A 23,343-nucleotide genomic window follows, 5' to 3' on the forward strand; every position below is an offset into this window, starting at 1 on the left:
GCGTTCATCATCAGCGCAGCGCCTTCAGGACGGGAAACAGGTCGAGCATGTCGTTGTCGCCGCATTCGGCGCGCGGGCGGCCGTTGATGGCGCCATGGCGCTGGGTGCACTGGTTAAGCGTGCAGGCCGAGGATTTTTCGCACTGGGCCATGGTGACGGCGGAGATCATGGAATCCAGGAAGCGGCCCTGGAACATGCGGATGCCCTGGGCCAGACCCCAGGAGACCGAGGTCTCGGAATCACAGCGTGACAGGATCACCCGGTCGAATCCCACCGGCCCCAGGGCGGCCAGCAGTTCGGCGGTCCTGATGTCGTCGAGCATGTCATTGCTCCACGCCACCTTGACGTAATCGGTGTCGTAAAGCTCGGCATCCACGAATTGCAAGGTGACCGGGCTCATGCCGTCGAGGACCGAGCGATGCCCCCGCGAACGCAGGAGGTCGCGAGCGCGGAAGAAACCGTCCAGATCGTTGAAGATATCGAGAAGCTGGAATTCCACCACCACACCGGCGCGGCCGCGCACCGAGGCCTCGAACTGCTGGAACACCGGGGTCTGCACGGTGGCCATATTGAGGTTGACGGAAAAAGCCGACGGCATCTTGCGAAAGCCCACATCCTGAAGCACCGACAGGACGCGCAGGTCGAGAACCTGTGACAGATGCTGGAACAGCCAGCGATTGGCCAAGATGTTGACGTCGGGGGCCAAGACCTTCTGCAAATCCATGATGGACATGAAGAATTCCTGGAAGGCCACCTCGGCGTGCATGTTCTCGTTGATGCGGATACAGGCCTGGCGCCGTACCACGCCCGCAATGTCCGTTGCGCCGATGCGTTCCAGGACACGGGTCAGGTTCTTGGCGTTGAGGGGCTGAACCTGCGGGGCGGCGCGTTGATCGGCCACCGCCTTCTTGGCGTCGATGACCATCTGCCCGCACAGCGAGAAGAACGAGTCGTAATCGGCTTCCAGGTCGTAATAGCTGACAAAGCGGTCACCGCCCTCGGGGGACTCGGCATAGGTCAGCGGATCGGTGGAGAACAGGGCGCGCAGCTTATAGACGATGGCGTCCAGATCGGAAAAGCGGGCATCCTTGCAAATCAGGATGATGTCCGAATTGGTCATCAGGAACATCTGGCCGCGATAGGCATCGACCATGGATTCAAACATGCGGAAGGCAATGCGGATGCGCCCCTCCTCCCGATTGGCCGGGAGGAGGCGGGACAAATGCAGGCGTAACGCCACCCGGCCCTCGCGGATCCTGCCCACACGTTCGGCAGCATCGTAGAGAAGGCTTTCGGGCGTGACGACTTCCTGCTGTCTTCCTCCGAACGCGCCTGCGTTCATTGTCACTCCGTCATCAGCGGACCGAATTTTACGAAAAGTCGGTCGCAACCCCCATTGTGATCGGCCATATATAAAGGCCCGGTTACCTGGGTGCAAAAAAGTATCATCGGCGAGGCCCCGGCCATAGTGGAAATGATAGACGATTCTTCGCACCATCCTCATCGCGTTCCGTCCGGGACCCGCGTCTACGCCATCGGCGACATTCACGGCCGTCTTGATCTGCTGGACGAGCTGCTGGCGCGCGTCTGTGATGATGCCGGAGAGTCTCCGGCTTCGCGGGTCGTCGTGGTCTTTCTCGGCGATCTGATCGATCGGGGGGCGCAGTCTTGCGCAGTGGTCGAGCGGGTGATCGACGGAGCCCCCGCCCAGGGGCCGCTGGCGGGGGCGCGCTATGTCTGCCTGCGCGGCAATCACGAAGATACCATGCTGCAATTCCTGGCCGATTTCTCGGTGGGGCCGCGCTGGTTCCGCAATGGCGGGCTGGAAGCCATCCGTTCCTATGTGGGCGAGGTGGATTCCAGGCTGGCTCTCGATTACCCCCGGCTGCAGAAGATGCTCTACCGGGCGCTTCCAACCCACCATCTGCGTTTTTTGTCCTCCATTCCCACTTGGCACGAGGAGGGGGATTATCTGTTCGTCCATGCCGGGGTGAGGCCGGGTGTTCCGCTGGACCGCCAGGACCCCTTCGATCTGATGTGGATCAGGGAGCCGTTTCTCGGCGCCACCGAGACTTTGGGCAAGATGGTGGTGCACGGCCACACGGTGGTGGCCGAGCCCGAAATGCGCCCCCACCGGATCGGCATCGATACCGGGGCCTACCGGACCGGGCGTTTGACGGCGCTTGTGCTCGAGGAAGACCGGCAGCGCTTCCTGTCGACGTGATTCGGCTTGCATGGCGGGCCCCGTTGGGTTAGCAGGCATCAAGCCACCCAAGGACCCGTAAATCCCATGACCGAACTTTCCGCCCTCGTCGAACGTGTTGAGAAGCTGCGCGGCACCATGGTTCTGTGCGTCGGTGACGCCATGCTGGACCGTTTCGTCTACGGTTCGGTAGAACGCATCTCGCCCGAGGCCCCCATTCCCGTTCTGTGCATCGAACGCGAAACCGCCATGCTGGGCGGGGCGGGCAATGTGGTGCGCAATCTGGTGGCGGTGGGCGCCGCGCCGGCCTTCGTGTCGGTGGTGGGCGACGATACGGCGGGCCGCGAGGTCACAAGGCTGGTGGGCGAGCATGGCGAGATCGACCCTTGCATCGTGGTCGAACCCGGCCGCCAGACCACCATCAAGACCCGCTTCTTCGCCTCGAACCAGCAATTGCTGCGCGCCGACCGCGAGTCGCGCAGCCCCGTGGGCGATTCCATCCGTGCCCAGCTTCTCCAGCGGGTCGAGCGGCTTTTGCCCAAGGCCGGGGTGATGGTTCTGTCCGATTACGGCAAGGGCGTTCTGGCCGAACCCATCGCCGCCGAACTGATCCGCCGGGCCAAGGCGGCGGGCAAGCAGGTCATCGTCGATCCCAAGGGCACCGACTACACCATCTATGCCGGGGCCACATTGGTGACGCCCAACCGCAAGGAACTGCACGAGGCCACCGGTCTATTGGTGGACACAGACGAGCAGGTGGTTGCCGCCGCCCGTCTGCTGATCGAGACCTGTGGTTTCGAGGCGGTGCTGGTCACCCGCAGCCAGGACGGCATGTCCCTGGTCCGGGCCGACGGCCAGATCAACCATCTTCCCGCCGAGGCCCGCGAGGTCTTCGACGTGTCGGGGGCCGGTGACACCGTGGTCGCCACCCTGGCCGCCGCCTTGGCGTCCGGGGCGACCTTGCCCGAGGCCGCCCATCTGGCCAATGTGGCCGCCGGAATCGTGGTCGGCAAGGTGGGCACCGCCGTGGCCTATGCGGAGGAACTGGTGGTGGCGCTCCATCACGAGGACCTGACCCTGGGCGAGGCCAAAATCGTGCCTGTCAACGCGGCGGCGGAAATCATCGACCGCTGGCGGCGCAAGGGTCAGAGCGTGGGCTTCACCAATGGCTGTTTCGATCTGCTCCATCCCGGCCACGTCTCCATCCTGGCCCAGGCCAAGGGAGCCTGCGACCGGCTGGTGGTGGGGCTGAATTCCGACGCCTCGGTCCAGCGGCTGAAAGGCCCGACCCGCCCGGTCCAGTCCGAGGCCTCGCGCGCCACCGTGCTGTCGTCGCTGGCCACCGTCGATCTGGTGGTGATCTTTGGTGAGGATACGCCGATGGAACTGATCGAGGCCTTGAAGCCCGACGTGCTGGTCAAGGGCGCCGACTACACCATCGACAAGGTGGTGGGCGCCGATCTGGTGCAGTCCTGGGGCGGCAAGGTGGTGCTGGCCGAACTGGTCAACGGCCAGAGCACCACCAACACCATCAAGAAGATGAACGGCAATTGAGATGGCTGATTTAAGCCTAACCCAACTGGGTCAGTCCACGGCTCTGCCCGACAATCCGGACAAAGCCGTGCTGGAGACGGTGCCCAACCCCCATCCCGGCACGCTGTATCTGGTGCGCTTTACCGCACCCGAGTTCACCTCGCTGTGCCCCATCACCGGCCAGCCCGACTTTGCCCAGCTGGTCATCGACTACGCGCCCGAAGGCGCCCTGGTGGAAAGCAAGTCGTTGAAGCTGTTCCTGGGCAGTTTCCGCAACCACGGGGCTTTCCACGAGGATTGCACCATCGCCATCGCCAAACGGCTGGTGGCGGCCTGCGCGCCCAAATGGCTGCGCATCGGCGGCTACTGGTATCCCAGGGGCGGTATCCCCATCGACGTCTTCTGGCAGACCGGCCCTTCTCCCGAAGGCCTGTGGCTGCCCGATCAGGGCGTGGCGGGCTATCGCGGCCGGGGGTAGTCATTCCCGAGAACTGCTGTTCTTGAGGTTGCGGTGAGAGAGCCACAGAGACACAGAGACACAGAGAAGGCACAGAGAAACAAAACTATTTCTCTTTTCCTCTGTGTCTCTGTGTCTCTGTGGCTCTGTGGTGAATTCCCCGGTTCCACCCCATGAGCGCCGACGTCAAAGCCCTGATCCGCGCCAAAGCGCTTGAGCTTGGCTTCTCCGACGTCGGTTTCGCCCGCGCGCAAGGCTTGGCCCAGTGGAAAGCCGATCTTGACGCCTATCTGGCGGAGGGGCGTCACGGCACCATGGACTGGATGGCCGAGACCGCCGCGCGCCGCGCCGATCCTCAGATCCTCTGGCCCGAGGCCCGTTCGGTCATCGTGTTGGGCACCAATTACGCCCCTGCCGGGGATGCGCTGAAGCTTACCCGCATGCCTGAACGCGGCAATATCAGCGTCTATGCCCGCAATCGGGATTATCACGATCTGCTCAAGCGCCGCCTTAAGGCCCTGGGCCGCTGGATGGCCGAGACCTGGGACTGCCAGTTGAAGGTCTTCGTCGATACCGCGCCCGTGATGGAAAAGCCTCTGGCGGCCCAGACCGCGCTGGGTTGGCGCGGACGCCACACCAATATCGTGTCGCGCCGCTTCGGGTCCTGGCTGTTCCTGGGCGAGGTCTTCACCACGCTGGAGATCGCGCCCGATCTGCCCGAAGCCGATCATTGCGGCTCGTGCCGGGCCTGCGTCGATGCCTGTCCGACCCAGGCGCTGGACGGCGAGGGGCGCATCGATGCCAGGCGCTGCATCTCCTACCTCACCATCGAGAGCAAGGCACCGGTGCCCGAGGACCTGCGGCCAGGATTGGGCAACCGCCTTTATGGCTGTGACGACTGCATGGCGGCCTGCCCCTGGAACAAGTTCGCGCCGCCGACCACCGAGCGGGACTTTCTGCCGCGGGTGGAACTGACCGCGCCGAAACTGGCCGATCTGGTGCTGCTGGACGAGGAGGGGTTCCGCGAAGTCTTCACGGCCTCTCCGGTGAAGCGGGCTGGCTATGAACGGTTCATGGCCGGGGTGCTGATGGCCATCGCCAATGGCGGACAGGTGGGGCTTCTAAACGAGGCTGAGCGGCGGCAGAATGATCTGTCGCCGCTGATCCGCGATGCGGCCCGCTGGGCCGTCTTACTCCTCCGCGGCCAGGACCCGGGCAAGCTGTGACAGGGCCTCCTGGTGGCGCTCGTTGGTGATGGAGGTGAAGTTGCGGGCTAGTTCCAGACACATGCGCTGGCGGGCCGAAAGATCGCTGCCCCGGCGGTTTTCCAGTCCTTCATAGAAGAACCCGACCGGAACGCCCAACACCTGGGCGATTTCGAACAGGCGTCCCGCCGAGATGCGATTGATGCCGCGCTCGTATTTATGGGCCTGTTGGTAGGTGACGCCGATCAGGTCGGCCATCTGCTGTTGTGAGAGGCCCAGCATGATGCGCCGCTCTCGTATGCGGCCTCCCACATGCTTGTCCGTGTCATTGGCCCGGTTGGCGGGGCGGGCGGGTTTCGCCGTTGCGCGTGTCGGCATGGTGTTTGGTTGGTCTCTGATTTGGCCTCTACCAAGTAGCGGCCGCTTTGCTGTGTCAGGCATGGCTACCTTCCCCCGTGCATAATCGGAAATGGTTAGGCAAGCAACCCGAAACTGGAAGTATATCGGAAAGCCGAAATCAGTATTTATCGGGATATAGAGATGGGCTTTTCTTTACTGCGTATATTTCTGCGTATTTTGCGCAACCGGGGCGTTTGATCATTTCGGTTGAAGATGTTGCCCCATGCGGTTCCCGACCAAGCCATCTCCTGAATCACATATGGAGACTGCCCCTGGCCCGCACTAGATGCCGAAAACTGATTAGTGCTTAGGATATAGTCTGGGGGATTGGAAGAGTGCGCGCAGCGCGTGGCGCGGCTCCGGCGTCGGGTTTCGGACGGTAATCCGTGCGGGGCTCTAAACGCTGAGATCGACGCCGCGTCCCGAAGCCGCCGAAGGGTTGGGCGACAGGACTTCATATTGGGTATTGCCGGATTTGCCCGACAAGGCCGAGGCGCGGCTGGCGGCATCGGCATAGGCCGTGTTGCCATAGGCCGCGCTTCCGGCCACCGTGGAGGAACTGCCCGAGCCCGAGGCCGCCGCATCCTGGGCCTGAGCCAAAGCCTGGGTCAGGAAGGCGGAGGAGGGGCGCGGCGTATTGTCTTGGGCGCTTTGCTGGCGGCCGGTGTCCTGGGCCTGGCGACGTTGCTCGGACGCCGTTTCGGCGGCCTGGCGTTGCTGGGTGGAGGATTGCTCCTCGACCCCTGCATTGACGCGTGGGTCGAGCTGGTTGCTGACCCCCTGGGTGGCCGCCACGGCACCGGCGCGCGCCGCCCTGATCGCGTCGATCACATTCGCCGTGCTGCCCGAGCCGGTGATGGCGCCGATGGACAAGGGGTTCACTCCGCCAGAAACGTTAAGAAATTGATAATACGCCGGGTCCCGGGAATATTGCAATCAGGTGGAATCCCGGTATTCGTCGGGACAATTCCCTGAACGCCCGTCATCTGCGATGATTGGGGGGATGCATGATCGAGGACGATGCCATGACCGAACAGCCCGATGACGCGGCGGAGACCTTGCCAGCCAACAACCGGACGGCGCTGCGTCTGGTCGCGCGGGCGGCCCGCAAGGCGGCCCTGGCCACCAGCCTGGACGGGCGGCCCTATGTCTCGCTGGTGACGCTGGCCTTCGACCACGACCTGTCGCCCATTTTTCTGTTGTCGCGGCTGGCCGATCACACCCGCAACCTTCTGGTCGATGCGCGCGCGGCGGTGCTGCTGGACGGCACCGACGGTCATGCCAATCCCCAGACCGGGCCGCGGGTCACCCTGACGGGCAGTGTGGCCGAGGATCATGATCCCCGTCTGCGCCGCCGCTTTCTGGCCCGCCATCCCGCCGCCTCGCTCTATGCCGGGTTCGGCGATTTCGCCATCTGGCGCATGACCCTCGAGAGGGCGCATTTCGTCGGCGGTTTCGGACGTGCCGTCTGGTTCGACGCGCCGCTGGTCGCCGAGGAGGATGCGGCTTTCATGGCCCGCTCTGAGGAAACCCTGCTGGCCGAGATCAACGCGGCCCAGGAGCCTTTGCTGGCCGCTCTGGCGGCGGCGGCCGGGGACGAAGCCGGGGCGGGCTGGCGGCTCAGCGGACTTGACCCCGACGGTTGTGAGCTCGAGGCCGGGGAACGCACGCTCCGCCTGGCCTTCGCGCGGGCGCCCGGCGAAGCGAATTCGCCGCTCTCCTGCCTGCAAAGCCTTGTGGCAAGCCAACCAAAGTGATGCCAGTCCTGGCGGAACTTGGATCGCTTTTGCGGCGTCATTCTTTAACAATGAATGAATTTTTCCCACCAAGAGCATTGCTCGCGAGGCGTCGGGCGGCTATCTTCGCGTCCTCTTTCGCGGCGGCGGCGCAAATACCAAAGAAGCGCCTGACCGGCGGCCGGTCCAAGGAAGGCCCGATCGTTCCGGGGGTATCGTCCCCCGTGCGGCGGGAGGATCGGATCCTCCGGTCTACAACGGAGTAGGATGGAAATGACCAAGAGCGGTATTCCTGGCGGAACCACCATGAACGCCAAATTGCTGGCGTGGGTCGACGAGATGGCGCATCTGTGCCGCCCGTCGGGCATCCACATCTGCGACGGTTCCCAGAAGGAATACGATGCCCTGTGCGAGATGATGGTCGCCGGCGGCACCATGATCAAGCTGAACGAGAAGCTGCGTCCTGGCTCCTATCTCTGCCGCTCGGACCCCGGCGATGTGGCGCGTGTCGAGGACCGCACCTTCATTTGTTCGCACAATAAGAACGACGCCGGCCCCACCAACAACTGGGTCGAGCCGCGCGAGATGAAGGCCCGCATGTCCAAGCTGTATGACGGCTGCATGAAGGGCCGCACCATGTATGTGGTGCCGTTCTCCATGGGTCCTCTGGGCTCGGACATCGCCCATATCGGCGTGCAGATCACCGATTCCGCCTATGCCGCCGCCAATATGCGCATCATGACCCGCATGGGCCAGCCGGTGCTGGACATTCTGGGCAACGACGGTGATTTCGTGCAGTGCCTGCACTCGGTGGGCAAGCCCTTGGCCGAGGGCGAGAAGGATGTTGCCTGGCCGTGCAATCCCGACAACATCACCATCGCTCATTTCCCCGAGGACCGGCAGATCTGGTCGTTCGGTTCCGGCTATGGCGGCAATGCCCTGCTGGGCAAGAAGTGTTTCGCGCTGCGCATCGCTTCGGCCATGGCCCGCGATGAGGGCTGGCTGGCCGAGCACATGCTGATCGTCGGCGTGGAAAGCCCCAAGGGCGAGAAGACCTATGTGGCCGCCGCCTTCCCCTCGGCTTGCGGCAAGACCAACTTCGCCATGCTGGTTCCGCCCAAGGGCTTCGACGGCTGGAAGATCTACACCGTCGGCGACGACATCGCCTGGATCAAGCCCGGCCCTGATGGCCGCTTCTACGCCATCAACCCTGAGGCCGGTTTCTTCGGCGTGGCTCCCGGCACCGGTGCCGCCACCAATCCCAGCGCCATCGCGGCTTGCGCCAAGAACTCCATCTTCACCAACGTGGCCATGACCGATGACGGCGACGTGTGGTGGGAAGGCCTCACCGACGAGCCCCCGGCTCATCTGATCGACTGGAAGGGTAACGACTGGACCCCGGCGTCGACCACTCCGGCCGCCCATCCCAATTCCCGCTTCACCGCGCCGGTCGGCCAGTGCCCCAGCGTTGATCCCGATTGGGAGAATCCGGCGGGCGTGCCCATCTCGGCCTTCATCGTCGGCGGCCGTCTGTCCAAGAACGCGCCTTTGGTGGTCCAGAGCTTCAACTGGGCCCACGGCGTCTATATGGGCGCCACCATGGGGTCGGAGGCTACCGCCGCCGCCGTCGGCCAGGCCGCCATCCGCCGCGATCCCTTCGCCATGCTGCCGTTCTGCGGCTACAACATGGCCGATTACTTCAACCACTGGCTCAATATGGGCCGCGCCGTAAAGAACCCGCCGCCCATCTTCCGGGTGAACTGGTTCCGCCGCGACGAGAACAACAAGTTCATGTGGCCGGGCTATGGCCAGAACATGCGCGTTCTGAAGTGGATCGTCGACCGCGTGGCGGGCAAGGCCAAGGCCGTCGAGTCGCCTATCGGTCTCGTGCCCCAGTACGAGGACATGGACTGGAACGGTCTCGACTATCCGCGCGACAAGTTCAAGGAACTGATGCGCATCGACCGCGATGCCGGTGTCGCCGACGCCCGCAGCCAGGAAGAGCTGTTCGACAAGTTCTTCGACCGCGTGCCGAAGGAAATGCTGTTCGAGCGTGAACTGCTGAAGTCGCGTCTGTGGCGTGCTCCCGCCGTGTGGGAGATGGCCAGCGAGAAGATCTGACCGGTCTTTTGCGCACAAGACTGAAAACCCCCGCCCGGGACCGGGCGGGGGTTTTTTCGTGTCCGGTTCCGAAAAAACTGGGTCGGCCTATTCCGAAACTTTGCCGTCTGGCGTATTGGTCTGGGGCGCCTTGGCCGTATAGGGCGAGATGGCCTGGCCCATATTGCGCATCTGCAGGTAATCGTTGCCCGACCAGGAGTGGAAGCGCAACGTGCCGTCGGGGCTGAACATCAGACCGGCTTCGCCGCTTTTCACGTTCCAGCCGCCCCAGATATGCGACGCCATCGGGATGAAGTTGACCGGCCGCGTGTGCGAGCTTTGCGCCACATAGGTCAGCATGCGCGAACCGTCGGGCAGGGTCTCGTCACGATCGGGCGAACCCAACAGGGCGACCGCCTCGGCCAGGGTCGACTTGCCGCTTTGCAATTGGGTCAGAGACTCGGGGCTGGCACCCGAGCATCCCGCCAGCACCGCCGCCGCCGCCACTGTCCAGAACCGCCGCATGATCATCTCCCCGGAAAAATCAGCCTCAATATGGCGTAAGCGGGCGGACAGGGCAATCGCGTGGAACGGGTTGCATGGCGGATGCAATATCGTCGCCCTTGACTTGCGGCAGGCGGCGACCCAAGCATGGGGGCTTGGCCTTTCCCGTCTGGGGTGTTCCTCGCCATGAAGCTGCGCTATTCCACCACCTCGCCCTATGCCCGCAAGTGCTGGGTGGTTGCCGCCGAGACGGGGTTGGAGCCCCGCCTTGAATTCGTTCTGACCAATGCCTGGTCGCCCGATACCGATCTGCCCAAGGACAATCCCCTGGGCAAGGTCCCGGCCCTGATCACCGAAGGGGGCGAGGCGCTGTTCGATTCTCCGGTCATCTGCGAATACCTGGATTCGCTCCATGATGGGCAGAAGCTGTTTCCCGCCACGGGTGGCGCGCGCTGGGAACAGTTGCGCCTGGCCGCCCTGGCCGACGGTATCCTGGACGCCGCGCTGGTCAAGCGCCTGGAGGCCACCATGCGGCCCGAGGACAAGCGCTGGAGCGACTGGACCGACCGCCAGAGCCGCGCCATCGCCCGCGCTCTGGACGTGATGGAGGAGGAATGCGCCGGTTGGGGCCGCGACTTCCTGATCGGCCAGATCGGCGCCGCGGTGGCCTTGGGCTATCTCGATTACCGCTTCGCCGCCGAGGATTGGCGCGCGGGCCGTCCCAAGCTTGCCGGGTGGTATGCCGAGACGGCGAAGCGCCCCTCCATGGTCAAGTCCGAACCCAGGGACTGAAACCCATGTCCGCCGCCGAATCCGTTATCGCCCATCTGGGTCTGCAACCCCATCCCGAAGGCGGGCACTACGCCGAGACTTGGCGTCATGTGCCCGAGGGTGGCGGACGAGGGGCGGGGACGGCCATCTATTATCTGTTGAAGGCGGGAGAGCGTTCCCATTGGCACCGGGTCGACGCCACCGAAATCTGGCATTACCATGCGGGTGATCCGCTGAGGCTGCTGCTGTCTGCGGACGGATGTGGGACGCAAGGCGTGGTGCTGGGCCCCGACATCCTTGCCGGGCAGCGGCCCCAGGTGATCGTGCCGCCCGGATGCTGGCAGGCGGCGGTGCCCATGGGGGAGTGGACCCTGGTCGGCTGCACCGTGTCGCCCGCCTTCGATTTCGCCGGTTTTGAAATGGCCCCCAAGGGATGGAGCCCGGGACAATGACCATGCGTTTGCTTGCCGCCGCCTTTTCCCTGTCGCTGTTGGCCGCCTGCGCCGGTACGGACAGCGTCAGCAACCGTTTGCCGCCCGGCTTTGTCTCCAACGCCGCCGAGATCGTCGCCAACACCGATTGGGCCGCGCCGGAAGAGGTGCGGGTCACCATCGCCGATCACGCCTTCAAGCCGTCCGATTTGGTCTTTCACCGCGACCGGGCCACCCGGCTGGTGCTGGTCAACGCCACGGATTCCGATCACGGCCTCAGGGCGCGGTCCTTCTTCGCCGATATCGCGGTGGAAAGCGTTCGCGGCGGCGGCCAGACCACCAAGGGGCCCTGGATCGAATATCTTTCCATCCCGGCTGGCGAGACCAAGGAATTGTGGTTCGTTCCCGCCCGCTTCGGCGCCTATTCCTTCGAATGCAATGGCGTCGGCCACCCGTCCCTGGGCGAGCGCGGCGTGATCGACGTGGTGCGCTGAGATGATGACCAAGGTGGCCGCCCTGATCTTCGACGTGGACGGCACCCTGGCCGAGACCGAGGAGGCGCATCGCTACGCCTTCAACCGCGCCTTTTCCGAGGCCGGGCTGAGTTGGACCTGGAACCAGCCCCTCTATCGCCAGCTTCTGAAGGTTTCTGGCGGCAAGGAGAGAATCCTGGCCTTCGCGCCCGACGCCTCGCCCGAACTGGTGGCGGCGCTGCACAACCGCAAGAACCAGATTTATACCAAGATGGTGGCCAGCGGGCAGGTGTCATTCCGTCCCGGCGTGGAATCCCTGATCTCCTCGGCCCGCGCCCAGGGCCTGAAACTGGCCATCGCCACCACCGCCGCGCGGGTCAATGTGGAGGCGCTGCTGGGCGCGCGCAAAGCCTTCTTCCACACCATCGCCTGCGCCGAGGACGTGCGGAAGAAAAAGCCCGACCCGGAAGTCTACGCCCTGGTCTTGAAGCGCCTGGATCTGCCCGCCGATATGTGCCTGGTGTTGGAAGATTCCGCCAACGGCGTGACGGCGGCCACCGCCCTCGGCCTCAAGGTGGTGGTGACTCCCAGCCTTTACACCAAGGGTCAGGATTTCAAGGCGGCCGCGGCGGTGCTGCCCGATTTCGGCGGCATCACCCTGGCCCGGCTGATCGAACTCAAAGGGTGAATCTCACCTCGGAATTTGCCGATATTCACCCGGCATTAGGAACTTTCGCGCCATAAACGAGATCGGCGCCGCCCGGTTCCTTTGTCTCTCGCGCCGGAGCTGCGGCGGCCCCATATGTGCGAAGGTGTTTTTTGCGAGAAGGGCTCGACCCGCGCGGTGAAATCCGCGCCGACACGCTGAAAGAATTCCATCATGGCCGAATCCGTCGACATCTTGTTCATCAATCCCGGCGACCGCAAGCAGATCTACCAGGATCTGGGTGACGAGTTCTGCGGTATCGAACCCCCGGTCTTCGCCGGCCTGTTCGCCACCTATGCCCGGCAGAAGGGCGCGTCGGTGGCCATCTACGACACACCCGCCATGATGGTCCCCGCCGCCGAAGCGGCCAGGGTGGCGGTGGAGGAATACGCGCCAAAGCTGGTGGTGGTTCCGGTCTATGGCTTCCAACCCTCGGCCTCGACCCAGAACATGGGCTCGGCGGGCAAGATCGCCCGGCTGATCAAGGAGGCCAATGCCGATATTCCGGTGTTGTTCACCGGCACCCATCCGGCGGCCCTGCCCCGGCGCACCATGCTGGAAGAGGCGGTGGACTTCGTCTGCGACCTGGAGGGTCCGGTCACCATCTGGAAAACGCTTCAGGCCATCAAGGCGGGCCAGGACAGCTTCGCCAATGTCCCCAGCCTGTGGTGGCGCGATTCGGAAGGGCGCATTCAGGCCCCCGCCGAGCGCGAGCCGCTGGTCACCGACCTGGATGGCGAGATGCCCGGCATCGCCTGGGATTTGCTGCCCATGGACCGCTACCGCGCCCATAACTGGCACTGCTTCACCCATATCAACGAGCGCCAGCCCTACGCCTCCATGCACACCTCGCTGGGCTGCCCTTATCATTGCAGCTTCTGCTGCATCAACGCCCCTTTCGGCAAGCCCAGCTACCGGCTGTGGAGCCCCCAGGTGGTGGTATCCGAGATCGACTTCCTGGTGGAGCGCTACGGCGTCAAGAACATCAAGTTCGTCGACGAGATGTTCGTGTTGAACAAGCGCCATGTGGCCGGGATCTGCGATCTGCTGGCGACGCGCGACTATGACGTCAACATCTGGGCCTATGGCCGCGTCGACACCATGCATGACGAGTTGCTGGATAAGTTGAAGGCTGGCGGCGTCAACTGGATCTGCCTGGGCATCGAAAGCGCCAGCGACTATGTGCGCGACGGCGCGGAGAAGGTCTTCACCAACCAGGACGTCATCGACACGGTGCGCCGCATCCAGTCGGCGGGAATCCACATCATCGGCAATTACGTCTTCGGCCTGCCCGATGACACCATCCCGCGCATGCAGCAGACCATGGATCTGGCCCAGGAACTGAACTGCGAATTCGCCAATTTCTACTCGGCCATGGCCTATCCGGGTTCCAAGCTTTACGACATGGCGGTGGAAAAGAATCTGCCCTTGCCGCGCGAATGGCATCACTTCTCCCAGCATGGCTACGAGACCCTGCCCCTGGCCAATGATGCCCTGAGCGCCGCCGATATCCTCGGCTTCCGCGACAAGGCCTGGATGGACTATTTCACCAACCCCAAATATCTGGACATGGTGCGCGATGTGTTCGGCCAGGAAGTGGTCGACCATGTGGGCCGCATGACCCAGGTGCCGATGAAGCGCAAGATCCTGGGCCAGTGATGACGGCGCCCAAGCCGCCGGTCTTTCGGGTGGCGTTCTCCACGCCCTGGTTCGCCATCGAGGAGAGCGTGCCCGAGACTCCGGGCGATTTGCCCCATTACCGGCTGACCGCCTCGGATGGGGCGATCTGCATGCCCTTCACCCCCGAAGGCGACGTGCTGCTGGTGCGTCAGTACCGGCACGCCCTGGGGCGCCATACCCTGGAAGTGCCGTCGGGCGGACTGGATGGAGACGAGGGCTGCGCCGCCGCGGCCATCCGCGAGATCGCCGAGGAGACCGCCCATGCGGTCGCCGACGTGCGCCTGCTGGGCATCGCGCGGCCACAGCTCAACCGCAACACCCAGCGGGAGTTCTTCATGCTGGCCTTCGATGCGATGCCCATCGCGGGCGCCGAACCCGAGGCGGGTATGGAACTGGTGCGCATGACGCGGTTGGAACTGGCACAGGCCATCCGTACCGGCGTGATGGAACAGCCAGCGGCCATCGGGTTCATCGGGCTGGCATCGGTCAAGCTGGGCCTCGACATCCTGTCGGCGCCCATGGACGAGATCAAGGCACGGGCGAGGGCCCTGCCGCAGGGAGGGAAGGCAGATGAAGGTTGAGGTACAAAAGACCCCGCTGGACGGCGTGCTGCTGATCACGCCGCCCACCATCTTCGAGGATTTCCGGGGCCATTACATCGAGACCTACAACCGCGAGCTCTACAATGCGGCCGGGATCACCGTGGATTTCGTCCAAGACGACATCTCGGTGTCCCAGCACAACGTGCTGCGCGGCATCCATGGCGATGGCGGCACCTGGAAGCTGGTGTCGTGCCTGCATGGCCGTTTCTATCTGGCGGTGGTCAACAACGATCCCGACTCGCCCCAATACCGCAAATGGACGGGCTTCACCCTGTCCGACACCAACCGGCATCAGGTACTGATTCCGCCGAAATTCGGCAATGGCCATCTGGTCTTGAGTGACTGGGCCATCTTTCACTACAAGCAGAACAGCCAATACGACCGCTCGTCCCAGTTCACCATTTTGTGGAACGATCCGGCCTATGGCATCTGGTGGCCGCGCACCGACCCCATCTTGTCGCGCCGCGACCAGGGTCTGGACTGACGGATCCGCGAAGGGAGAATCGGGGTGGAAAAGAAGCGCGCGCTGATCACCGGGGTCACCGGCATGGTGGGGTCCCATATGGTGGACTTCCTGCTGGAGAACACCGACTGGGATATCTGGGGGGCGTGCCGCTGGCGCAGTCCGCTGGACAATCTGCGGCACCTGATGGGTCGCATCAATGCGCGCGACCGCCTGTTCCTCACCGATTTCGAACTGCGCGACACCATCTCCATGATCCGCATGGTCGAGGAGGTGAAGCCCGATTACGTCTTCCACCTGGCGGCCCAGTCCTATCCCAAGACCAGCTTCACCGCGCCCTTGGACACGCTGGACACCAATATCATGGGGACCGCCCGTCTGTTGGAGGCGTTGCGTCCCTTAGGCGATGGGCCGGTGATCCATGTCTGCGCCTCGTCCGAGGTGTTCGGCCGGGTTCCCGCCGAAAAACTGCCCATCGACGAGGAATGCACCTTCCACCCCGCGTCCCCCTATGCCATCTCCAAGGTGGGGACCGATCTGGTCGGGCGCTATTACGCCGAGGCCTATGGCATGCGGGTGATGACCACGCGCATGTTCACCCATACCGGTCCCCGGCGCGGCGATGTCTTCGCCGAATCCACCTTCGCCAAGCAGATCGCCATGATCGAGGCGGGAATCATTCCCCCGGTGGTCAAGACCGGCAATCTCAAATCCATGCGCACCTGGGCCGATGTGCGCGACGCGGTCAGGGCCTATTACCTGCTGGTCACCAAGGACCCTCAGCCCGGCGCCTATTACAATATCGGCGGCACCTTCTCGTGCACGGTAGAAGACATGCTGCATCATCTGCTGTCGCTATCGACCGTCAAGGATATCCGGGTCGAGACCGATCCCGGCCGGGTGCGGCCCATCGACGCCGATCTTCAAGTGCCCAACACCGCCAAGTTCAGGGCTCATACCGGCTGGGAGCCGGTCATCGCTTTCGAGAAGACCATGGCCGATTTGCTGGAATACTGGCGCGACGCCATCCGCTCGGGCCGGGTCTATCCCAACCGATGAGCATGGACGATCTTTCCGCCATCGTCCTGGCCGGGGGCAAGGGCACCCGCATCGCCGGGCTGTATCCCGACATTCCAAAGCCGATGATCCCCGCCGCTGGCCGTCCCTTTCTCCATTGGGTGACCGAGTGGCTGGTGCGTCGTGGCGTCAGTGACGTGGTGCTGTCACTGGGTCATAAGGCCGAGGTGATCGAGGACTGGGCCGCCCGCCGCAATGCCGAATTGAAGGGGAGGGCGCGGCTTGCCTGCCTGCGCGAGTCCCGCCCGCTGGGCACCGGCGGCGCGGTGATCGCCTGCCTGGATTCGTGCCGGGACTGGGTGTTGGTGATGAACGGCGATTCCCTGCTGGACGCCGGTATCGGCCCGCTGTTTCACCGGGTGCAAGAGGCAGGTCTGGACGGGGCGATCATCGGCGTCGACGTGCCCGACGCCTCGCGCTTTGGTTCGTTGACGGTTGGCGGTGATGGACTGCTGCGCGGTTTTGCCGAAAAGCGGCCGGGGGCGGGGTTGATCAATGGGGGTGTTTACATCTTCAGGAAGTCTATATTTGACGGATTTCAAAGAAATGAAGTGATGAGTATGGAGAGTGACATCTTTCCGGCTTTACTTGCGGCAAGCGCCTCCATAGTTGTTGATGTGTGTACTGGATCATTTCTTGATATCGGAACGCCTGAATCTGTCGTTCTTGCCGATGAATTCGTTAATATTCTGTTTTAATGGGGTAAGAGTTTATTAACGCTCTCGTTCTATCATTTATGTCTGCATCTTGATGTTTGTCATCCCCGATACGGAGTTGATGCGGTTTCGAGCGGGGTGGGGTTGCGATCGATGTCTTTCGTGGTGACGAAAACGCCGTTCCGCGTGTCGTTCTTCGGGGGAGGGACCGACTATCCGGCCTGGTATCTGGCCAATGGCGGGGCCGTTCTGTCCTCGGCCATCCGCCAGTACTGCTACATCACCTGCCGCTATTTCCCACCCTATTTTCCGCACATGCACCGCATCGTCTGGTCGCATATCGAGGTGGTGCAGTCCATCGGCGAGATCCTGCATCCAGCGGTGCGTGCCGCTTTGCCGGTTTATGGCTTCAATGATGATCGCGGGGTGGAGATCCATCACCAGGGCGATCTTCCGGCCCGCACCGGCATCGGTTCCAGTTCCTCCTTCGCGGTAGGCTTGATTCAGGCCCTGAAGACCATGCGGGGCGAGGCCATCGGCAAGCACGATTTGGCCCTGGCCGCCATCGACCTGGAGCGCAATATCCTGGGCGAGGCGGGGGGCTATCAGGATCAGGTGGCGGCGGCCTATGGCGGGCTCAACATCATCCGCTTCAATACCGACGGCTCCATCCGGGTCGAGCCGCTGGGTCTTTCGGCCGAGCGCAAGGCGGCGCTGGAAGGCCGTCTCATGCTGTTCTACACCGGCATGAACCGTTTCTCCGCCGAACTGGCCAAGAAGATCGTCGGCAATATGGACGCCAAGAACGAGCGGCTGCTTCGCATGCACGCCATGGTCGACGAGGCGGCGGCCATTCTGCGTCACGGCGATCTGGACGATTTCGGCCGCATGCTGGACGAGACCTGGCGTCTGAAGCGTGGCCTGGAAAGCGGCATCACCACCTCGGCGGTGGATGAGGTCTATGAAAAGGCCATGGCGGCCGGGGCGCTCGGCGGCAAGCTGCTGGGCGCGGGCGGGGCCGGTTTCATGGTGTTCTACGTGCCCGAGGGCGCCGCCGCCGCGGTGCGCCGCGCCCTGGGGCCGCTGATCAATGTGCCGTTCGAGATCGACGAGGAAGGCGCCCGCGCCATCGAGGATGGGCGGGGATAGAGCGCCGAGGAGGCTTGGAGCCCAGATGAGTGTCGTGAAAAGGACCCCGTTTCCGCTTCGCCTCCCCAATGACCGCCTCGAAGCGGTGCATGGGTCGCTGGATGCCGCCTTTGCCGCCCATGACTATGTCTATGTCGCCCGTTTCGGGGCTGAACGACCCGAATTGCGCGGCGCGGCGCTGATCTTATTGGGCAACCGGCTGGGTGGCGAGATCGTCCTGGACCGCCATGGCGTGCACAGCGCCTTTGCCTGTCTCTACCGCGCCTATGGCGCCTGGCGCGATGGCGACGAGGCCGCGGCCGAACGCTGGGTCGCCGAAGGTCTCGAACTGGGCGACGAGACCGGGAAGCTGGAACGTCTTCGGGCGCTGATGGCGCGCCAATCCTTCCGTGTGGTCTTCCATTCCGATTTCGGCCGTCCCGAACGGTTGTTCGGCTTCTTCGAAGTGCCGGGGGTGGAGATGATCCTTACCTCGCATATGCTGGGCGACGAGCGGACCACCCTGCCCATGGGCGAGCCCCTGTCCAGCCGCGTGCCGCCCGGCCTGCCGGTGGATCTGGTCCTGATCGACGACTTCAAGATGATGCCCGTGGGGTTGCGCGATTTCGGCGCGCCCGTGGTGGTCAATCCCCATGACCACGAATGGTATTACGAGATGCTCGACGAGGTGATGCCCGAGGTGGATCTGGTGGTCAATCTCAGCACCTGGGAAGAGGTGGAACTGAACCGCGCCTTTGGTGTCCAGGGCACCACCTTCTTCTATCCCCTGTCGCTGAAGGTTCCCCAGGTGAGCGGCCTCAAAAAGGCCTTCGACGACAGGCGCGAAAGGGAATGCGACATCGTCTTCACCGGCGGCGTGACCCACGACTTCTACCGCGACAAGCGCCAGCGCATCGTTTCCCTGGCCCGCCTCGATCCCAAATTCGAGGTTCGCGTGGTGGAGGGTTATCTGGAATACAGCCAATTCTATGGTCTGCTGTCCAATTCCCGCTTTACCATCAACAGTGTGCGCGCCACCAATTCACTGAGCATCCGGCCCTTCGAGTCCCTGGCCCATGGCGCCTTGCAGCTGGTCGAGGAAGAAAGCGGCGTGCCTTACATCTTCAGCGAGGACTTCGCCTGCTTTCCCCGCTACCGGCTGGAACATTCGGTGGCCGATATCGAGACCCATCTCAATAATTACGACGCCATCCTGGCCGAGTTCCTGCCCCAGGCGGAACGGCTGGAAGCGGAATTGAACGATATGATGCCCGATGCCGAGAATCTTCGGGCCCAGCGCTTCCTGCGCCACCTGTTCTTCATGACCGAGGTGGAGATGGGCGGCGTGCGCAAGGCGAATCAGCCTCTGGCCGAGCCGGTCGAGCGTGACTGGGTGGGAATCAACGAGCCCTGGCTGCTGGCCCAACGGCCCGATCAGGCCAAGCGCGTCTTTGATCAGGCCCGTTCGCCCTACTGGGTGCGCCGGGCCATCGCGGCCACTGCCGCCTTCAAGAACGATTGGATGGAGGCGTTCTACCGGACCGTCACCGAGGGGCTTGCGCAATTTCCCGATTCGCTGGGGCTGGAATATACGCGGGCCATGTGTTTGCGCCTGGGCGGTTTTCCCGAGACGGCGGAAAAGTCGTTGCGCAGGGTGGTGGACGGCGGTCTCAGCCTCAGGGCCAACGAAAGCTTTCCCCGGCAGCTTGACCGCCTTAACGGCTTTTACTGGCTGGCCGATGCCAAGGTCCGCGACCGCTGCCCCGCGCTGGAGCCTCTGGCGCCCGAGGCGACGGTCTGGCGCAGCTATGCCCTCAACCATCTCGCCGACATGGCCCTCGACCGGGCCCGCGCTCTTAAGGAAAGCGAGGCGGTGACGGAATATGTCCGCGCCGCAGCCCTTGCCGACCGTTCACTCTCCATGTTCGCAAACAATGAAGGTGCCCAGCGGCTTTATATCCGCGCCGCCTTTGGCCTGGCCGATAACGGCGTGGAGGAGTGGTTCGCGGTGTTCGGCGACAATCTGGCCACCGCCATCGACAACGACTATACCGCGCTTCACGATCTGTCGCCCCTGGCCATCCACCTGTACATGTCGCGCGGCCGGATCGCCGAGGCCCAGGGAGTCATCGACCGGTTGGGAGTCTTCCTCAAACGCACCGTCGTGACGCCGGACCTGTGCCCCGAGGCGATCGCCTTGGCCCGGCGGTATGGATTACCTCTGCGCGGCGTGGATCTCGCTGCCGCCGCCTGACTTGCAACACCACCACCCGGCCGCCAGAATCGCGGTGGACGTCCAAGGAGAAGCCATGAGTCCCCAGACCCTTCGCTACGGAACCGCTGAAATCGCTTCCCATTTCGGGGTGGCGCCCTCCGATCTGCCGCCCCAGGTGGTGACGCTGATCGAGGCCGCCGACTTTTCCCATCACCGCTTTGAAGGCGAGGAGCGCGACCGGCTGATCCTGCGCATCCTGCGCGAGTTGGAGCGCCCGCTGGAGGCGGCCGGAGCGCATCGCCACGCGCGCTGGGAAGCGGGGTGGAGCGAGAACCTGGAGGCCTTCCGCAGCTCGGGCTTCGACCTTGCCGCCCTGGTGCCGCGTTTCGTGCGCCGGGGCGAGCCGGTCCGCATGCAGGGCGACTACATCCAGCCGCACTCGCCCGATTTCGACGTGGATTATATCCGGGTGTTGGTCAGCTGGATCTATTGCCGCTATTTCGCCGACGCGACCGAGATCCATGAATTCGGCTGCGGCACCGCCCAGAATCTGGTGCCCGCCGCCCGTCTGTTTCCCGGCCGCCCGCTGTTCGGCTACGACTGGGCCTCGGCCAGCCGTGAGATCATCGCCGAGATGGCCAAGCATCACGGCTTCAACATCCAGGGCCGGGTGCTCGACATGTTCAAGCCCGGTGACGAGGTGAGGCTGGGCGACGGCGCCGGGGTGATCACCATCGGCTCGCTGGAGCAGCTGGGCACCGAGTTCAACGCCTTCCTCGATTTCCTGCTGGCGCAAAAGCCCCGCATCGTCGCCAATCTCGATTGCTTCAACGAATTGCACGATTCCGAGCGTCTGCCCGACGTTCTGGCCGAGCGTTATGACCGCAAGCGCAACTACCTCTATGGCTGGGTCACCCGCCTGCGCGAATTGGAGGCCCAGGGACGGGTTGAAATCCTGGATTTCCGGCGCACCTATGGAAGTCTGTTCCATGACGGCCACAGCTTCGTGGTGTGGAGGCCGAAATGACCGCCAAGCGCCGGGTCTATTTCAACGAATTCAACTTGTTGATGGGCAACACCACCTATCTGCCCCTGGTGTCGGGCCTGCTCAAGGCCTATGCCCTGACCCGCCCGGCCCTGGTGGATTCCTATGAGTTCATGCCCTTCCACTTTCACATCGAGGCGCCCGGCCCCATCGTGGACCGGCATCAAGACCCGTTCGTCGCCGCCTTTTCCCTGTCCTTGTGGAACGAGCAGCTAAGTCTGGACGTGGCCCGCAAGGTCAAGGCGCGCTTTCCCCAATGCGTCATCGTCATGGGCGGCGCCCAGGTGCCGCACCGGCCGGAAAGCTTCTTTGCCGCCCATCCTTTCCTGGACGTGGCGGTGAGGGGCGAGGGCGAGGAGGCCTTCGCCGATATCCTGGAACGTCTGGCAGAGGGGCGGCGCGACATGGACGGGCTGCCCGGTATTTCCTGGCGCACGCCCGAAGGTGAGGTCCGGATCGACCATTCGGAACGTCCCTTCCAGCGGGACCTGGATGCCTATCCCTCGCCCTATCTGACCGGCTTGTTCGACGACCTTTTCGTCAATCATCCCGACAAGAATTTCCAGGCCATCATCGAGACCAATCGCGGCTGTCCCTTTCACTGCACCTTCTGCTACTGGGGCAAGGGCGGGCTTAGCCGCAAATACCGCTATACCAGCCTGGAACGGACCTTCGGCGAGATCGAGTGGATGGCGGCGCACGGCATCCGTTATCTGTTCAATGCCGATTCCAATTTCGGCATGCACCGCCGCGATATCGAGATCGCGCAAAAGATCGTCGAGACCAAGCAGGCCAAGGGTTTCCCCGAGGCCTTCCGGTCCTGCTACGGCAAGAATACGGACGAGAAGATCCTGGAAATCGGCCGCTTGCTGCACAAGCACGGGCTGGAGAAAGGCATCACCATCAGCTACCAGAGCATCTCCCCCGAGGTGCAAAAGAACATCAAACGCGACAACATCAAACTGTCGGTGGCCGAGGGGCTTCAGCGCGCCTTCAACGAGGCGGGCGTGCCGGTCTATACCGAGCTGATCCTGGCCCTTCCCGGCGAGACGGCCGAAAGCTGGGTCAAGGGCATCGACACGGTGCTGGAGGCCGGGCTGAAGAACCAGCTTTACCTCTATATCTGCCAGGTGCTGCCCAATACCGAACTGGCCGATCCCGATTACATGGCCCAGTTCGGCATCCGCACCCACCGGGTCAAGGCCCTGCCGGTGCACGGCAGCGTGACCGATCCCGATTGGGTGACCGAGTTCGAGGAGATTCTGATCTCCACCAACACCATGTCGGTGGAGGACTGGCGGCGCATGCTGGCCTTCTCCTGGGCGGTGATGCTGCTGTTCAGCCTGAAGGCCGGGTTCTTCGTGATGCTTTGGCTGTCGGCGCGCCTGGGCGTGTCCTATTCCGCCTTCCCCCTGTGGCTGGCCGACCGCTCCTATGATGGCGGGCGCACGCCCTTGTTCGCCGACATCATCGCCGGTTTCTGGGCCAAGACCGACGACCTGCTGGCGGGCGGCGGACGCGGCACCGAGGTGGAGGGAACCGGCGGCATCTATTGGGAAGAGGAAGAGGCCGCCTGGCTGAAACTTGCCAAGGACCCGGCGCGGGGCTTCGCCGAAATGGGCGAATTGCTGGCCGAGTTCCTGAGCGGGCGCGGAGTCGCGTTCGACCCAGAGGAACTGGCCGAGGTGGTGCGCTATCAGAGTCTGGCGGTGCCGACCCTGAACACCGTGACCACGGGCGGAGCCCATGACTTCGTCTTCAACCTGCCCCAGTGGTTCGAACACTTCTTCGACGCCGCCCGCCCCGCTCTCGAGCGCAGCGGCGGCCGCCTGAAGGTCGAGCCCGTGGACTATGCCGGCGATCTGCCGCGCCTGGCCCGCGAAGTGCTGCTGTGGGGCCGCAAGAGCGGACGTCTGCTCAATCAGACGGGAGTGTGAGCGCCGCAAAAGAAAAGGCCCG

Annotated in this window: 23 protein-coding genes; 19 read left to right on the forward strand and 4 right to left on the reverse strand. The window is 63.7% G+C overall.

From position 1 onward, the window contains the following. Positions 1 to 10: 10 nt before the first annotated feature. Positions 11 to 1,342: a hypothetical protein gene (locus tag CCC_RS07660; RefSeq protein WP_009869337.1), complete on the reverse strand. Its 1,332-nt coding sequence runs from the start codon at positions 1,340 to 1,342 to the stop codon at positions 11 to 13. Positions 1,343 to 1,474: 132 nt separating this feature from the next. On the opposite strand from CCC_RS07660, the gene CCC_RS07665 reads away from it, so the two are divergent. The 4 genes from CCC_RS07665 (at position 1,475) to queG (ending at position 5,419) form a co-directional block, all read left to right on the forward strand. After that, complete coding sequence (locus CCC_RS07665; protein ID WP_169746882.1) at positions 1,475 to 2,224, forward strand: metallophosphoesterase family protein; 750 nt, start codon at positions 1,475 to 1,477, stop codon at positions 2,222 to 2,224. Between the two features lie 66 nt (positions 2,225 to 2,290). Next, a complete protein-coding gene (gene rfaE1 / locus CCC_RS07670; protein WP_009869335.1) occupies positions 2,291 to 3,757 on the forward strand; it encodes a D-glycero-beta-D-manno-heptose-7-phosphate kinase in 1,467 nt (488 codons plus the stop codon). A gap of 1 nt (position 3,758) precedes the next feature. After that, a complete protein-coding gene (queF, locus tag CCC_RS07675; protein WP_009869334.1) occupies positions 3,759 to 4,214 on the forward strand; it encodes a preQ(1) synthase in 456 nt (151 codons plus the stop codon). 152 nt (positions 4,215 to 4,366) lie between these two features. After that, entirely contained in the window at positions 4,367 to 5,419 is a 1,053-nt protein-coding gene (gene queG / locus CCC_RS07680; protein WP_009869333.1) for a tRNA epoxyqueuosine(34) reductase QueG, read from the forward strand. On the opposite strand, the gene CCC_RS07685 is transcribed toward queG, so the two are convergent. Then, on the reverse strand, positions 5,384 to 5,776 hold the full coding sequence (locus CCC_RS07685) for a helix-turn-helix domain-containing protein (protein WP_041040663.1): 393 nt from the start codon (positions 5,774 to 5,776) through the stop codon (positions 5,384 to 5,386). The genes queG and CCC_RS07685 overlap by 36 nt on opposite strands. 417 nt (positions 5,777 to 6,193) lie before the next feature. Next, positions 6,194 to 6,670, reverse strand: coding sequence for a hypothetical protein (locus CCC_RS07690; RefSeq protein WP_041040665.1), 477 nt, complete (start codon positions 6,668 to 6,670; stop codon positions 6,194 to 6,196). Positions 6,671 to 6,804: 134 nt separating this feature from the next. Here CCC_RS07690 and CCC_RS07695 point away from each other — a divergent pair, with 134 nt between their 5' ends. Both CCC_RS07695 and CCC_RS07700 read left to right on the forward strand, forming a co-directional pair. Further along, positions 6,805 to 7,554, forward strand: a complete 750-nt coding sequence (locus CCC_RS07695; RefSeq protein ID WP_009869330.1) for a HugZ family pyridoxamine 5'-phosphate oxidase — start codon at positions 6,805 to 6,807, stop codon at positions 7,552 to 7,554. A 246-nt stretch (positions 7,555 to 7,800) separates the two neighbouring features. Further along, positions 7,801 to 9,654 (forward strand): phosphoenolpyruvate carboxykinase (GTP), encoded by a 1,854-nt coding sequence (locus tag CCC_RS07700; RefSeq protein ID WP_009869329.1) that lies wholly within the window; start codon positions 7,801 to 7,803, stop codon positions 9,652 to 9,654. 87 nt (positions 9,655 to 9,741) lie between these two features. On the opposite strand, the gene CCC_RS07705 is transcribed toward CCC_RS07700, so the two are convergent. Further along, positions 9,742 to 10,158: a hypothetical protein gene (locus CCC_RS07705; RefSeq protein ID WP_236686333.1), complete on the reverse strand. Its 417-nt coding sequence runs from the start codon at positions 10,156 to 10,158 to the stop codon at positions 9,742 to 9,744. A 126-nt stretch (positions 10,159 to 10,284) separates the two neighbouring features. Between CCC_RS07705 and CCC_RS07710 the strand changes: the two genes are divergently transcribed. The 13 genes from CCC_RS07710 to CCC_RS07770 all read left to right on the forward strand — a co-directional run bounded on the left by CCC_RS07710 (position 10,285) and on the right by CCC_RS07770 (position 23,321). Continuing rightward, positions 10,285 to 10,929, forward strand: a complete 645-nt coding sequence (locus CCC_RS07710) for a glutathione S-transferase N-terminal domain-containing protein (RefSeq protein WP_236686334.1) — start codon at positions 10,285 to 10,287, stop codon at positions 10,927 to 10,929. A 5-nt stretch (positions 10,930 to 10,934) separates the two neighbouring features. Further along, the gene (locus CCC_RS07715) at positions 10,935 to 11,360 is read left to right on the forward strand and encodes a cupin domain-containing protein (protein WP_009869326.1); all 426 of its coding nucleotides are present in this window, start codon (positions 10,935 to 10,937) and stop codon (positions 11,358 to 11,360) included. Then, entirely contained in the window at positions 11,357 to 11,833 is a 477-nt protein-coding gene (locus tag CCC_RS07720; protein WP_009869325.1) for a cupredoxin domain-containing protein, read from the forward strand. Before CCC_RS07715 ends, CCC_RS07720 begins: the two co-directional genes overlap by 4 nt. 1 nt (position 11,834) lies before the next feature. Continuing rightward, entirely contained in the window at positions 11,835 to 12,500 is a 666-nt protein-coding gene (locus tag CCC_RS07725) for an HAD-IA family hydrolase (RefSeq protein ID WP_009869324.1), read from the forward strand. 192 nt (positions 12,501 to 12,692) lie between these two features. After that, positions 12,693 to 14,177 (forward strand): B12-binding domain-containing radical SAM protein, encoded by a 1,485-nt coding sequence (locus CCC_RS07730; protein ID WP_009869771.1) that lies wholly within the window; start codon positions 12,693 to 12,695, stop codon positions 14,175 to 14,177. Beyond that, positions 14,177 to 14,779, forward strand: coding sequence for an NUDIX domain-containing protein (locus CCC_RS21130; RefSeq protein ID WP_009869770.1), 603 nt, complete (start codon positions 14,177 to 14,179; stop codon positions 14,777 to 14,779). Before CCC_RS07730 ends, CCC_RS21130 begins: the two co-directional genes overlap by 1 nt. After that, positions 14,769 to 15,284, forward strand: coding sequence for a dTDP-4-dehydrorhamnose 3,5-epimerase family protein (locus CCC_RS07740; protein WP_009869769.1), 516 nt, complete (start codon positions 14,769 to 14,771; stop codon positions 15,282 to 15,284). Before CCC_RS21130 ends, CCC_RS07740 begins: the two co-directional genes overlap by 11 nt. Before the next feature lie 24 nt (positions 15,285 to 15,308). Continuing rightward, complete coding sequence (locus CCC_RS07745) at positions 15,309 to 16,322, forward strand: GDP-mannose 4,6-dehydratase (RefSeq protein ID WP_009869768.1); 1,014 nt, start codon at positions 15,309 to 15,311, stop codon at positions 16,320 to 16,322. 2 nt (positions 16,323 to 16,324) lie between these two features. Then, entirely contained in the window at positions 16,325 to 17,038 is a 714-nt protein-coding gene (locus tag CCC_RS07750; RefSeq protein WP_041040669.1) for a nucleotidyltransferase family protein, read from the forward strand. A gap of 111 nt (positions 17,039 to 17,149) precedes the next feature. Beyond that, complete coding sequence (locus tag CCC_RS07755) at positions 17,150 to 18,145, forward strand: GHMP family kinase ATP-binding protein (RefSeq protein WP_009869766.1); 996 nt, start codon at positions 17,150 to 17,152, stop codon at positions 18,143 to 18,145. 25 nt (positions 18,146 to 18,170) lie between these two features. Continuing rightward, positions 18,171 to 20,378, forward strand: coding sequence for a glycosyltransferase family protein (locus CCC_RS07760; protein ID WP_041040671.1), 2,208 nt, complete (start codon positions 18,171 to 18,173; stop codon positions 20,376 to 20,378). Positions 20,379 to 20,433: 55 nt separating this feature from the next. Further along, the gene (locus tag CCC_RS07765; RefSeq protein WP_009869764.1) at positions 20,434 to 21,366 is read left to right on the forward strand and encodes a class I SAM-dependent methyltransferase; all 933 of its coding nucleotides are present in this window, start codon (positions 20,434 to 20,436) and stop codon (positions 21,364 to 21,366) included. Continuing rightward, positions 21,363 to 23,321, forward strand: a complete 1,959-nt coding sequence (locus CCC_RS07770; RefSeq protein ID WP_152619736.1) for a B12-binding domain-containing radical SAM protein — start codon at positions 21,363 to 21,365, stop codon at positions 23,319 to 23,321. Before CCC_RS07765 ends, CCC_RS07770 begins: the two co-directional genes overlap by 4 nt. The last annotated feature ends 22 nt before the right edge of the window (positions 23,322 to 23,343 follow it).

Source organism: Paramagnetospirillum magnetotacticum MS-1 (genome assembly GCF_000829825.1).
Classification (GTDB): Bacteria; Pseudomonadota; Alphaproteobacteria; order Rhodospirillales; family Magnetospirillaceae; genus Phaeospirillum; species Phaeospirillum magnetotacticum.